14 protein-coding genes are annotated in these 12,040 nt (G+C 56.1%); 6 read left to right on the forward strand and 8 right to left on the reverse strand.

Annotated elements, in window-relative coordinates; translation table 11 throughout:
- Positions 1-215: 215 nt before the first annotated feature.
- Positions 216-1,178, forward strand: a complete 963-nt coding sequence (locus B3Z49_RS10630) for a homocysteine S-methyltransferase family protein (protein ID WP_296990679.1) — start codon at positions 216-218, stop codon at positions 1,176-1,178.
- Between the two features lie 41 nt (positions 1,179-1,219).
- Entirely contained in the window at positions 1,220-1,867 is a 648-nt protein-coding gene (locus tag B3Z49_RS10635; RefSeq protein WP_296990681.1) for a GNAT family N-acetyltransferase, read from the forward strand.
- A gap of 33 nt (positions 1,868-1,900) precedes the next feature.
- On the opposite strand, the gene B3Z49_RS10640 is transcribed toward B3Z49_RS10635, so the two are convergent.
- Entirely contained in the window at positions 1,901-2,356 is a 456-nt protein-coding gene (locus tag B3Z49_RS10640) for a DNA polymerase III subunit chi (protein ID WP_040824114.1), read from the reverse strand.
- A gap of 85 nt (positions 2,357-2,441) precedes the next feature.
- The gene (locus B3Z49_RS10645) at positions 2,442-3,911 is read right to left on the reverse strand and encodes a leucyl aminopeptidase (RefSeq protein WP_296990683.1); all 1,470 of its coding nucleotides are present in this window, start codon (positions 3,909-3,911) and stop codon (positions 2,442-2,444) included.
- Positions 3,912-4,156: 245 nt separating this feature from the next.
- On the opposite strand from B3Z49_RS10645, the gene B3Z49_RS10650 reads away from it, so the two are divergent.
- The gene (locus B3Z49_RS10650) at positions 4,157-5,389 is read left to right on the forward strand and encodes an NnrS family protein (RefSeq protein WP_296990684.1); all 1,233 of its coding nucleotides are present in this window, start codon (positions 4,157-4,159) and stop codon (positions 5,387-5,389) included.
- Positions 5,390-5,400: 11 nt separating this feature from the next.
- Here the strand turns inward: B3Z49_RS10650 and B3Z49_RS10655 are convergent, their stop codons facing one another.
- The 4 genes from B3Z49_RS10655 to B3Z49_RS10670 form a co-directional block, all read right to left on the reverse strand.
- A complete protein-coding gene (locus B3Z49_RS10655) occupies positions 5,401-5,865 on the reverse strand; it encodes a GNAT family N-acetyltransferase (RefSeq protein WP_296990686.1) in 465 nt (154 codons plus the stop codon).
- Between the two features lie 112 nt (positions 5,866-5,977).
- Positions 5,978-6,376 (reverse strand): (R)-mandelonitrile lyase, encoded by a 399-nt coding sequence (locus tag B3Z49_RS10660; protein WP_296990689.1) that lies wholly within the window; start codon positions 6,374-6,376, stop codon positions 5,978-5,980.
- 52 nt (positions 6,377-6,428) lie between these two features.
- The gene (amrS, locus tag B3Z49_RS10665; RefSeq protein ID WP_296990691.1) at positions 6,429-7,511 is read right to left on the reverse strand and encodes an AmmeMemoRadiSam system radical SAM enzyme; all 1,083 of its coding nucleotides are present in this window, start codon (positions 7,509-7,511) and stop codon (positions 6,429-6,431) included.
- A 31-nt stretch (positions 7,512-7,542) separates the two neighbouring features.
- A complete protein-coding gene (locus tag B3Z49_RS10670) occupies positions 7,543-8,037 on the reverse strand; it encodes a hypothetical protein (RefSeq protein ID WP_296990693.1) in 495 nt (164 codons plus the stop codon).
- A 116-nt stretch (positions 8,038-8,153) separates the two neighbouring features.
- Here B3Z49_RS10670 and amrB point away from each other — a divergent pair, with 116 nt between their 5' ends.
- On the forward strand, positions 8,154-9,617 hold the full coding sequence (gene amrB / locus B3Z49_RS10675; RefSeq protein ID WP_296990695.1) for an AmmeMemoRadiSam system protein B: 1,464 nt from the start codon (positions 8,154-8,156) through the stop codon (positions 9,615-9,617).
- Here the strand turns inward: amrB and B3Z49_RS10680 are convergent.
- Together B3Z49_RS10680 and B3Z49_RS10685 are read right to left on the reverse strand one after the other, a co-directional pair.
- Entirely contained in the window at positions 9,576-10,079 is a 504-nt protein-coding gene (locus B3Z49_RS10680) for a GNAT family N-acetyltransferase (RefSeq protein WP_296990696.1), read from the reverse strand. The two genes, amrB and B3Z49_RS10680, sit on opposite strands and share 42 nt — an antisense overlap.
- A 73-nt stretch (positions 10,080-10,152) precedes the next feature.
- Positions 10,153-10,554: a rhodanese-like domain-containing protein gene (locus tag B3Z49_RS10685; protein ID WP_197145316.1), complete on the reverse strand. Its 402-nt coding sequence runs from the start codon at positions 10,552-10,554 to the stop codon at positions 10,153-10,155.
- Positions 10,555-10,660: 106 nt separating this feature from the next.
- Between B3Z49_RS10685 and ftrA the strand changes: the two genes are divergently transcribed.
- Together ftrA and B3Z49_RS10695 are read left to right on the forward strand one after the other, a co-directional pair.
- The gene (gene ftrA, locus B3Z49_RS10690) at positions 10,661-11,674 is read left to right on the forward strand and encodes a transcriptional regulator FtrA (protein WP_296990698.1); all 1,014 of its coding nucleotides are present in this window, start codon (positions 10,661-10,663) and stop codon (positions 11,672-11,674) included.
- Between the two features lie 166 nt (positions 11,675-11,840).
- Positions 11,841-12,040: DUF2750 domain-containing protein (locus B3Z49_RS10695; RefSeq protein WP_296990700.1), on the forward strand; the 200-nt coding region annotated here is incomplete at its 3' end.

Here is a 12,040-nt window from a genome sequence, read left to right on the forward strand (position 1 = left end):
CCGCCGGTACAGTTTTTCGTCGTCATAGACCGCCATGGCCGCGCCGAAAAACACCGGAAAACTTATAAGTATCTGTTTTGAATATGTTTTTGAAAATCTGAAAAACCTGACCGTGTGCCTACTAGAAGCAAAACTCAATCAGGGCGAGATTTCCGATCCGCGATTACATACCCCCGCGGTAGAAATTTTGAAACCCAAAACTGAAATTTGGACCCATGAGCACAGGCAATCTGCCCCTTCCGCACCACGGAAAGGTAAAATTCATCACCGATGGTGGTCTCGAGACCACGCTGATCTTTCATGGCGGGATTGATCTTCCGCATTTTGCATCCTTTGACCTTTTGAAAACGGATGCGGGCTGCGCGCGTATCACCGCCTATTACGAACGTTATCTTGAACTGGCCAAACAGGCCCAAGCCGGATTTATCCTTGAAAGCCCGACATGGCGCGCCAATCGCGATTGGGGGGCCCGGATCGGCTATGACGAGGATGACCTGGCCGATATCAACTGCAAGGCCATTGCCCTGATGACGGAGCTTCGTGATCGTTATCATTCGGATGCAACACCCTGCCTGATCAGCGGCAATATCGGACCGCGCGGTGACGGGTATGTCCCATCGGACCGGATGACAATCAATCAGGCGCGCGCCTATCACGCCCCGCAGATCGTGACCTTTGCCAAGGCGGGGGTCGATATGGTGTCGGTCGTGACCATCAACTATCCCGAGGAAGCCATCGGCATCGCCCTTGCCTGCCGGGATGTTGATATTCCTTGCGTCATTTCGTTCACGGTTGAAACCGATGGCAACCTGCCCAGCGGCGAGACGATCCGTGATGCGATTGCCATGGTTGATGCCGAGACCGGGGCCTATCCGGCCTATTACATGATCAACTGCGCCCACCCGGATCATTTCCGCGACCGACTGGAAGAAAGCGGTGACTGGAAAACGCGCATTTGTGGGGTGCGGGCCAATGCATCGCGCCAAAGCCACGCCGAACTTGATGCCAGCACGCATCTTGATGATGGCGATCCGGAAGAACTGGGGCAGCTTTATCACGATCTGGTTGATCTGCTGCCCAATCTGGCGGTGATTGGCGGTTGTTGCGGCACAGATCATCGCCATGTTGCGGCGATGACCAAACATGCCCTGCCGCGCCTTTTGGCCGCAGGCGCCTAAGAACCAAACACGAAAACCCAAAAAGAAACAGGATACGAGCAATGATTGCAGAACCCGTACTGGAACGGGCGGCACATAAGGGTGCCGCCCATCCGAGCCACCCGCGACAAGTCACGAGCTTTGTCAGGGCGACCAAATCGGATGCCGATGCGATGGCCCAGCTGATCAATATCGCCGGTGAAGGTTTGCCGGTCTATTTGTGGCAGGACATGGCAGAAGGCAGCGAGACGGCATTTGATGTCGGTCGCAGACGCGCACAACGTGATGAAGGCGGATTTTCATATCGCAACACCACGCTTGCCGTCTGTCATGGTGAAACCGTTGCAGCACTTGTCGATTATGCCCAACCTGATCAGCCAGAGCCGTTTGACCCGGCGGATATTCCGGCGATGTTCGTGCCGATCCTTGAACTTGAAAGTCTGGCACCGGGAAGCTGGTACATCAATGTTCTTGCCGTCTTTCCGGCCCACCGCGATCAGGGGATTGGATCGGCATTGCTGGCACGGGCCGAGGCCAATGCCCGGCATGCCGGTAAAAAGACCGTCAGCCTGATTGCATCGGATGGCAATCCCGACGCCATTCGCCTTTATCAACGCCAAGGCTTTGTGGCCTGTGCCCAACGCCCGATGGTCAAGGAAGGCTGGGAAAATCGTGGTCAGAACTGGGTGTTATTGATCAAGGAAATCTGAACAGAACCGTGAAACGACAAAGGCCGATTGCTCTTAGCTTTCGGCCTTTTTTTCCCAAGCACCTTGCGGGGTTTGTTGCCAGTAGGACAGTTTGTGTCCGGCGTCTTTCCAGTCTTTCCAGCGCGTGCGGGCTTCAGAAACCGCATCGTGATCGCGATCATCAAACAGCATGATGACGCGTTCATAATCACCGACCTTGTCGCTCATGGCGCGGTCGGTCAGGAACAGGAACTGGGCATTGTTGGGATTTTCATCCTCGGCCGTCAGCCAGACCGGCTGCATTTCGGCATCGCCATCGGATTTGGAACCATGGGGCAACCAGCTTGCCGGGTCATAGGTCCAAAGCAGGGTATTGATCGCCTCGACCCGTTCTTCGACACCGGTCATCACCACGGCACGCTTTTCGCGCTCCAGCGTTTTGGAGAGCAGCGTGGGCAAGGCCCGTTCCAGCGGCATGCTGGTGAGATGGTAAAACCAGATATCAGCCATAACCAATTGAGTATCGCGAAAGCAAAAACGGGGCAAGATGATCATCACCCTGCCCCGTCTTTTATTCAGTTATGCGTTCCTGAAATCAGGACTCGTAGTTATCGGCGACAAAGCGATCAAGCAGACGCACGCCAAAGCCGGTGCCGCCTTTTGGCACGACTTCCTTGTCCGATGTCGACCAGGCCATGGCCGCAATATCAAGATGCGCCCACGGGCGATCCTTGGTGATAAAGCGCTTGAGGAACTGGGCGGCGGTGATCGAACCGGCCGGACGGCCGCCGACGTTTTTCATATCGGCAATGTCGGATTTAAGCTGCTTGTCATAGGCCGGCGACAGCGGCAGACGCCAGACGCCTTCATCCACCGAAAGACCGGCTGTGGTGATCTGGGTGGCGAGATCATCATTGTTGGAAAACAGACCGGCATTTTCATGACCAAGCGCGATGATGACAGCGCCCGTCAGGGTCGCGAGGTCAACAATCAGACGCGGATCGTATTTTTCCTGCACATAGGTCAGCGCATCACACAGCACCAGACGGCCTTCGGCGTCGGTATTGATGACTTCGATCGTCTGACCGGACATCGAGGTCACAACATCGCCCGGACGCTGAGCGGTTGAGGACGGCATGTTTTCAACAAGGCCAAGCACCGCAACCACGTTGCATTTCGCCTTACGACCGGCAAGTGCCTTCATCAGGCCCGATACCACACCGGCACCGCCCATATCCCATTTCATGTCTTCCATGCCGGCAGCCGGTTTGATCGAAATACCGCCGGTATCAAAGGTCACACCCTTGCCCACGAAGGCAATCGGTGCGTCCTTTTTCTTGCCGCCGTTCCAGCGCATGACGACCATGGCCGGTTTGCGGGCCGAGCCCATGGCAACACCCAGAAGCGCGCCCATGCCTAGTTTCTTCATTTCCTTTTCGTCAAGGACGTCAATCTCGACACCCAGTTTTTCAAGGGCTGCGACTTCCTTGGCGAAGCTTTCCGGATAGAGAATGTTGGCCGGCTCAGACACCAGGTCGCGGGTGAAGAACACGCCTTCGACGACCTTTTTGGCAGATTCAAACTGTTTCTTGGCGTCCTTGTGATCGCGGGTGGCGATATCAAAGGCCTTCAGGACCGGTTTGTCTTCCTTGGTCTCGGTGGTGCGGTATTTATCGAAACGATAATCGCGCAGCATCGCACCGGTTGCGAAATCACATGCGAGGTTTTCCATATCAAACAGAACGGAAAGCTCTTTTTCGCCGGTGGAAAGCGCACGCGCGGTGACGGAGCCACCAAGTTTCTGGGCGGCAATCACGTCAAATTCGGCTTCCTTGCCGATCCCGAAAATGATCACGCGCGACAGATCGACATTGGCCGGTGCCAGCACCTGAAGGCTTTGGCCGGATTTGCCCTTGAAGGTCGACGCCTTGATCGCCTTGGTGATCGCACCCCCGGTTGCCTCATCAAGTGCGACGGCACTGGGCATCAGATCTGCACCTTCGGTCGCAAAGGCGATAACGGCACCGGTTTTCGGAATGGCGAGATCGGAAAACGTGATCTTCATGGTGAACAGGACTCCTGTCATGTTTCGGGGCGCGCGGCCCTTATCAAGCAACCGCGCTTCAAAATACTGTTCCTAATCTAGCGCGTTAAACGCGGTTGAAAAGGCTTATCGTTCAAAAAGGTGCGGGATTTCACGCAAAGGCAACACCAGGCCGCCAAAACGCCATCCCGGTGAATTGCGCAACATCAAGGCGCGATCAGGTTTGATCGCTACTATGACGCATTCCAACATTCTGGAGGTATGTCATGGCTGGCAGAACCGCACCGATTTCGATTGCCGAACCACACAGGGCCACTCATCCGTTCTGGACCGGGGCTTTTCGCCCGCTTTTCCTGCTGGCCGGGGTGCTGGCCATCGTGGCTGTTGTCTGGTGGGTGGCGGGCTTTGTGCATGGCTTTGCAACACCCAGTCTGGGAACAGGATCATGGTGGCATGCGCATGAAATGATTTTCGGATTTGGCGGCGCGGCCATCGGGGGATTCTTGCTGACCGCGATTGCCAACTGGACAAGCCGCCCACCGATTTCCGGGCCCATGTTAATGGCGTTAACCGCAAGCTGGCTGATCGGGCGGCTGGCGATTGGATTTGGCGAGACTCTTGACCCGGCTTTGACGATTGCCGGGGCGCTTATTTATTTCATCTTCTTGCTGGCCCTTGGTGTGCGGGAACTGGTTGCTGCCCGCAATTACCGCAATATGCGGGTTCTGGCCGTCATATCCGTGATCGCGCTGTTTGACGGATTGTTTGTTGCGGCTTGCCTTGATGTCATCGCCCTTGATCCGGTCCTGCTGTATCAGACCGCCATCCTGACGATCATCTTGCTGATCGGTTTGATCGGCGGGCGGGTCATCCCGGCCTTTACACGCAACTGGATGGCCCGCGAACAGATCAGCGCGCCGATGCCTGCCATGTTCGGGCGGTTTGACATGGTGTGTCTGGCCAGCATTGCGCTTGGCATCGTTGCCGTGATCCTTGATCCGTCGGGGGTGATTGCCGGTTCTGTGTTGCTATTTGCCGGGATTGTGCATGCCATCCGTTTGATGCGATGGCGCGGGGTGCACAGCTGGCGCGAACCCATCGTGATCATGCTGCATCTGGGTTATTTCTGGGTGCCTGCCGGGCTTGTCCTGCTGGGTGTTGCGATCCTGTGGCCTGATATCATGAGCAGCCGCGATGCCCTGCATGCGATTACCGGCGGGGCGATGAGTTGCATGATCATTGCCATTGCCGGGCGGGCCGCCCTTGGTCATACCGGGCGGGAAGTACGGGCAGGATGGGCGCTTAACAGTGCGTTTGGGCTTATCTGGGTTTCGACAGTATTGCGCGTCATGGTCGGTTTCGCCGGATCGGGCTATGTCACCATTCTGGCAATTGCGACCCTGATGTGGATTGGCGGATGGCTGGCGTTCTTGATGGGTTATGCGCCGGTGTTGCTGGGACCAAGCCAAAAGAAAACACGCGGCATTCCGGTGCGGTAAAGCAAGGCAGCCTAGCCAAAATCAAACAGTGAAAGCGACGGGTTGGATTTGATGTATTCGACTTCGTCGTTTTCGACATCACCCGTGGAATGCCAGCCGTGACTTTCATAAAAACCGTGCGCGCGGTTTTCCGGGTTGGCCCCGGTGGTGAGCGAGATGTCATTACATCCCTTGGCAAACAGCCAGTCTTCGGCGGTGCGCAGCAATGCCGCCCCCACTCCGCGGCCCTCAAATTCCGGATCGACAAACAGCGCCCAGAGGGTGGCTTCCTTGGGGATGGCGATGGCGAAGCCCGCGGCAGAGCCATCAAGATCGGCAAGCCAGATGCCGTATCCCTGTTCCAGCCATTTGCCAAAGGCGGGTTTGGTGATGCCGCGTTCGGCCAGTTCACTTGCCGAAAGGTGGTTCTCACGCACGCGGCTTCGGATGGCAAAAATTGCCCCGACATCGCCCAAACGGGCTTTGCGAATTTTCATCCCGGCCACTGCGTGTGCTTTCTTTCCAACCGCGTCAAACTGTGCGGCAATTTAGCGATATGACGCCCCAGTGCCAGTAAAAAATGCCAGTAAAAACGATCACCACGCATACTTATTGGCCGAGATAATCCGCATCGGTCACGGGCTCCAACCAATCGACCGGGGAGCCATTGAGCTTTTCCTGAATGGCGATATGGGTCATCGCAGTTTCGGGACCGGCCCCGTGCCAGTGTTTTTCGCCTGGTTCAAACCAGACGATATCGCCGGGACGGATTTCCTCAATCGGGCCGCCTTCGCGCTGCGCACGGCCAAAACCGGCGGTGACGATAATGGTCTGGCCCAGCGGATGGGTGTGCCATGTGGTGCGTGCGCCCGGTTCAAACGTCACATTGGCGGCGGCCACCCGTGCGGGGTCCGTCGCACTGATGATCGGTTCGATGCGAACCTGTCCGGTGAAATATTCCGGGGATCCGACCGTTGAGGCCTGCGATCCGGCGCGTTTGATTTCCATGACGTTCTCCCTGCGGAATTATGGCTGAAGTCTTGTTGTTGGTTCTGACTGCTTAGTTGCCGGCCATCAGGCGGACCGGTTGGCGTTTTGGGCCCCATGTGCCGGGGTGTGCCCGAAACACACCGGCACAATGTGTACCACAGCTTTTGCAGGCGCCATGGGCATCAAGGTTCCAGTCAGACAACTGATACCAGTCACGGCCAATCAGGATATCACCGCAACCGTGGCAAAAGGTACTGCTGTGGCTTTTGTCATGAACATTGCCGACATAGGCATAACGAATGCCGTTTTCCATGGCGATCCTGCGCGCACGCACCAGTGTTTCGGGCGGGGTGCGTGGGGTATCCATCATTTTCCAGTCAGGATGAAAGGCCGAGAAATGCATTGGCACATCGGGGCCGAGTTCATCATGCACCCATGACGTCATTTCGTGGAATTCCGCGTCACCATCATTTTCGCCGGGAATGACAAGGTTGGTCAGTTCCATCCAGACCCCGGTTTCGTGGCGCAGATATTTAAGCGTTTCCAGCACGTCATCCAGATGCGCCGAGCATAGCTGATGATAAAAGCGATCCGTAAAGCCCTTGAGATCGACATTGGCGGCGTCCATGTGGCGGAAGAATTCCTCGCGCGCCTTATCGCCAATGTAACCCGCCGTGACCGCCACGGTGCGCAGGCCCATTTCGCGGCAGGCAATGGCTACATCAACGGCATATTCCAGAAAAATCACCGGATCATTATAGGTAAAGGCGACTGCCGAGCAGCCATAGGCCTTGGCGGTCTTGGCGATCATTTCCGGGGTGGCGAGCGAGGAAAGCTTATCCATCTCGCGCGCTTTGGAGATTTCGTAATTCTGGCAGAACTTGCAAGTCAGATTACAGCCCGCCGTCCCAAAGGACAGGATCGGCGTGCCGGGCAAAAAGTGATTGAGCGGCTTTTTCTCGATCGGATCAATGCAAAAGCCCGAGGATCGACCCCACGTCGTCAGCACCATCTGATCGCCTTGGCGTGCGCGGACAAAACACAAGCCGCGCTGCCCGTCCTTCAGCTTGCAAAAGCGCGGGCAGACATCGCACTGAATGCGGCCATCTTCGAGATGGTGCCAGTAGCGTCCGGGCACGGTGTCGGTTTGCAAACTTGCCCTCCATTTCCTCACTAGTACCCTCTCAGGGATGATGCAAAATCACCTGAAAAGAGAAACCTGAATCAACGGGCTGACCATTTGCCGATTTCAGCGACACCCGAAAACCGCTAGGAGAGTTTTCGACTTTCGCATGTGCATCTTCAACACATTGAACCGAAACCTGATATTCCCGAGGCGGATGAACGCCAAAATTAACAGAGTAAACCCCGATTGCCTCATCAACTATGGACGATATGTTGAAACTTGAGTTGATGACTGGCACATCCCCATTAAGAGCAAAAACGCCACTTGCCCAATTTCTTTGTTCAACCTCTGAAAGTTTTACACCTGCATTATTTAATTCGTTTGTAACCTGTTCGATCCATTCGAGCATGTCCTTTTCTGATTCTAGTGGCTTGTTAATCCTCATGGCATTAACCAGTGTCCCTCCCACGTAAGGCACCAAACCACTCACTAAACTCTCAAGCAGCATGCGGCGATAATCAGGTGTTAAGTCAGGGTTATATTTATCGACCATAGATATGCTCCTTTCGGTCAGCTCAAACGATAGCCCCTCCAACGCAAAGCTTCCTCTTTGAAAATCTAGTCCTGATCGCTATCTTTTTCAAAGGAAGTCATGCGATTGGAGCGCCAATGACCATCATCCGCCCGCCTGCCGTTGCCGGAAGTTTCTATCCTGCCGATGCCGATATCTTGCGCAGCGAGATTGACGGGTTGATGGATGCGGCCTTGCATTCGGATGCTGTGTCGGGGGATGCGCCGCCCAAGGCAATCATTGTGCCGCATGCGGGATTGATGTTTTCCGGTGCAATTGCAGCCCTTGGCTTTGCCACCGTTCGGGCGCTGAAGGATACCATCAAACGCATTGTGATCATTGGCCCGGCGCACCGCATGGCGTTTCAGGGGATTGCGCTGGCGCGGGCCGATCAGTTTGCCACCCCGCTTGGCAATATGCGCTGCGACCTTCCGGCGCTGCAAAAAGCGCTGGCGTTGCCCCATGTTCAGATGCTGGATGACGCACACACACTTGAGCACGGGCTTGAGATCGAATTGCCGTTTATCCAGCGCCTGTTTGGCGAGGATGCTGATATCGGCATTGTGCCGCTTCTGGTCAGCCGGTGCAGCCCGCGTCAGGTGCATGAGGTGATCGAGAAGCTTTGGGGCGGGCCGGAAACCCTGATCGTGATTTCATCGGATCTGTCGCATTTCCATGATTATGACACCGCCCAACGCATGGATAACCGCACGCGGACGATGATCGAGAATTTCGATGCCGAGAATATAGACACCAGCGATGCCTGTGGCGCGTTGCCGGTGGCCGGGATGCTTATGGCGGCACGCAATCGCGGCATGAAGATCAAGACCCTTGGCATGCGCAATTCCGGCGATGTGACGGGCGATAAGTCGCGCGTGGTCGGCTATGGTGCCTGGGCGGTTTATGACGCGAAGGCTACGAATATGCAGGGCGACGGCGAGGATGACTTTACCAAGGCGACCGAACATCTGATCCAGACCCATGGGGCGGAGATGCTGGGCCTGTGTCGGCAATCGATCCTGCATGGGATCGAGACCGGGGCACCGCTTTCGGTTTCGCCCAATGAGTTTGGCCCGGAGTTGTCGGCACCGGGTGCATGCTTTGTGACACTCAAGAAAGCCGGGCAATTGCGCGGCTGCATCGGGTCGATCATGGCCCATGCGCCGCTTGCCACCGATTTGTGCGACAATGCGTTCAAGGCAGCGTTTCGCGATCCGCGCTTTGCCGGGCTCGGCCGCGATGAGATCAATGATGATCTGGAGCTTTCGATTTCAGTCCTGTCGCCACCGACGCCGTTCCCGTTTGATGGCGAGGCCGATTTGATCAGCAAACTGACACCGTTCGAGGACGGGATTATTTTGTCTGATGGCAACCGGCGGGGTTTGTTCCTGCCGCAAGTCTGGGATCAGTTGCCCGATCCGAAAGACTTTCTGACGCAGCTTAAGCGCAAGGCGGGACTTCCGATGGATCACTGGTCGGCCAATATGCGGGCCGAGCGGTTTATCACGCGCGGGATATCGTCACGCGATATCCAGGCAAGCGGGTTCTGGTTCGCCCGCTGAGAGGTCTTTGACCGCCACGGAAAAACGGAATTTTGATTTCGCCACCGCGCCAAGGCGTTCATAAAACCGGATGGCCCCCGTGTTCCAATCCGGTGTTTGCCATTCCATCCAGCCAAGATCATGATCGGCGGCATAGCGCGCAGCAGCCTTCATCAGCAGGCCCCCGATCCCGTCCCCACGACAGGACGGCACCAGATACAAACAATCCATATGCAGATAGTCCGCGGCGTTCCATGTAGAGAACTCGCGCGCGGCAGACAGATAACCGATCATATCGCCCGCCCGATCTGCAACAAGGATGAGGGCCCGCGCAGCATCGCCAAAGATATGTTTTGGCAATGCGGAACGGAGATTTTCCCGGTCAACACTTGCGCGTTCATAGGCCGCATGATCGACGATCAGATTGATCAGCGCATCCAGATCGCCGGGCTGAACCGGCCTTATGACAGTGTCGTGTGGCACGCGGGTTTACCTTTCAGTCCATCTGCAAAAGGGAAATACCCCGCCGGATGTCATCACCGGCGGGGCATAATCATCAATCCTTGCCGGTCACAAGGCTGAAGCCCTCATCGATCCAGCCGGTGATGCCGCCGATCATCAGCTTGACCGGAAGACCAAGGGCCGACAGACGACAGGCCGCCTTGTTCGCCCCGTTGCAATGCGGACCAGCGCAATAGACAACAAAGGTCTTGCCGGTTGGATATTCCGCCATGCGGCGTTCGGTCATTTTGCCATGCGGCAGGTTCAAGGCACCTTCGATATGGCCGCTTTCATAAAGGGCCGGCGAACGCACATCGAGAAGAATGAAATCATCCGCACCGGCCTGAAGCGATGCATGGGTATCCCAGCAATCGGTTTCAAACGCCAGCATGGCGTCGAAATGCGCACGCGCAATGTGGGACGGGGCTGGCGGGACTTCGTTAATGTAGCTGGTCATGTTTCGATCTCCATCAAATTGATGACGCCGATATTAGGCCTTGCCCGATTTTGCAAAAGTGACCAAAATGCCATTATTCAGTAATTTTTCGCCAAAGTGACGATTGATGCCTCAAAGCCCCCAACATGCGGGTACCCTGCCGCACGAACCCAATCATCATGTGCCCAATCATCATGTGGTGGTTCTGGCCTATGACGGGCTTTGCACTTTTGAGTTCGGCATCGCGCTTGAAATCTTTTCCCTGCCGCGGCCGGAATTTGATTTTCCGTGGTATCGGTGCTCCATTGCCGGGGTTGATCCGCATATTCGTGCCATGGGGGGTTTTTCAGTCGCGGTTGATGCCGGGATGGAGCTTTTGGAAACGGCTGACACCATCATCATTCCGGGCTGGCGCGGCGCGGATGCGGTGCCCGAACCGGCATTGCGCGACGCCATTCTGAAGGCACATGCGCGCGGATGCCGGATCGTCACGATCTGTTCGGGGGTGTTTGTTCTGGCCCATGCCGGGATTCTGCAAAATGGCCGGGCGACGACGCACTGGCGCTATATCGATAAATTCCGCGCGATGTTCCCGGAAACCGAAATTGTCGATGATGTGCTTTATGTTGATCACGACAACATCATTACCTCTGCGGGCAGCAGTGCGGGGATTGATGCCTGCCTGCATGTCATCCGGTCCGACCATGGCGCGCAGGTGACCAATACCGTGGCCAGACGGCTTGTCATGCCGCCGCATCGCGATGGCGGCCAGGCGCAATATGTCGAGGCCCCAATTCAGGAACGCCCCGGCAAATCGATTGCGGCGGTTTTGGATTGGGCTCGGGAGAACCTTGATCAACCGATTGAAATCAATGACCTTTCACGGCAATCAGGTTTGAGCCAGCGCACATTCCTGCGCCGGTTCCGTGATGGTACCGGCCTGTCGCCACTGAAATGGTTGCGCCGGGAACGCATTATCCGGTCGATGAAACTGCTTGAGGAAACCGACCTTGCGCTGGTCGATATTGCCGAGCAATGCGGGTTTCAATCGCTTGAGACATTTCGCATCGCCTTTCGCGATATCGCCGGAACGCCACCGGCAAGCTATCGCAACCGTTTCAAGCTGCGACAATCGGCTTGATCGTAATCTTATAAAAAGAAGGGTCGCTGCCCCGCCTGAAACGTAAAACAGGCCTTGCAATGGATCACACGTCCCCACATATGCGCGCAAAGCGGTTTGTCCCGTGTGGGGCTTTATCGAAGAATATCCGCCCGCACGGCTTTTGGAACCAACAGGATTAAAGATGATGGCAAGCAGCACACAGATTGACACGCGCTACGCCGACTTCATTCACGAAGTCGCCGAATGGGAGGGCGTTTGGGCGCTTTATCATAATGGCTGGTTGCTGCAAACAACCGCAACCGGCGAGAAATACTGCCCGATCTTTGCCACCCGCGAAGAGGCACAAAGCTTTGCCGCCAGCATCCAGAGCGACCATGTCCCAAG

Source organism: Thalassospira sp. UBA1131 (assembly GCF_002311515.1).
In the GTDB taxonomy this organism is placed as follows: Bacteria; Pseudomonadota; Alphaproteobacteria; order Rhodospirillales; family Thalassospiraceae; genus Thalassospira.

Excerpts from the sequence above, each read along its gene's own strand:
- B3Z49_RS10655 (WP_296990686.1), bottom strand. The coding sequence starts at position 5,865 with ATGAAAATTCGCAAAGCCCGTTTGGGCGATGTCGGGGCAATTTTTGCC.
- ftrA (WP_296990698.1), top strand. The coding sequence starts at position 10,661 with ATGCCTCAAAGCCCCCAACATGCGGGTACCCTGCCGCACGAACCCAAT.
- B3Z49_RS10635 (WP_296990681.1), top strand. The coding sequence starts at position 1,220 with ATGATTGCAGAACCCGTACTGGAACGGGCGGCACATAAGGGTGCCGCC.
- amrB (WP_296990695.1), top strand. The coding sequence starts at position 8,154 with ATGACCATCATCCGCCCGCCTGCCGTTGCCGGAAGTTTCTATCCTGCC.
- B3Z49_RS10660 (WP_296990689.1), bottom strand. The coding sequence starts at position 6,376 with ATGGAAATCAAACGCGCCGGATCGCAGGCCTCAACGGTCGGATCCCCG.
- B3Z49_RS10630 (WP_296990679.1), top strand. The coding sequence starts at position 216 with ATGAGCACAGGCAATCTGCCCCTTCCGCACCACGGAAAGGTAAAATTC.
- B3Z49_RS10645 (WP_296990683.1), bottom strand. The coding sequence starts at position 3,911 with ATGAAGATCACGTTTTCCGATCTCGCCATTCCGAAAACCGGTGCCGTT.
- B3Z49_RS10640 (WP_040824114.1), bottom strand. The coding sequence starts at position 2,356 with ATGGCTGATATCTGGTTTTACCATCTCACCAGCATGCCGCTGGAACGG.
- B3Z49_RS10670 (WP_296990693.1), bottom strand. The coding sequence starts at position 8,037 with ATGGTCGATAAATATAACCCTGACTTAACACCTGATTATCGCCGCATG.
- B3Z49_RS10650 (WP_296990684.1), top strand. The coding sequence starts at position 4,157 with ATGGCTGGCAGAACCGCACCGATTTCGATTGCCGAACCACACAGGGCC.
- B3Z49_RS10685 (WP_197145316.1), bottom strand. The coding sequence starts at position 10,554 with ATGACCAGCTACATTAACGAAGTCCCGCCAGCCCCGTCCCACATTGCG.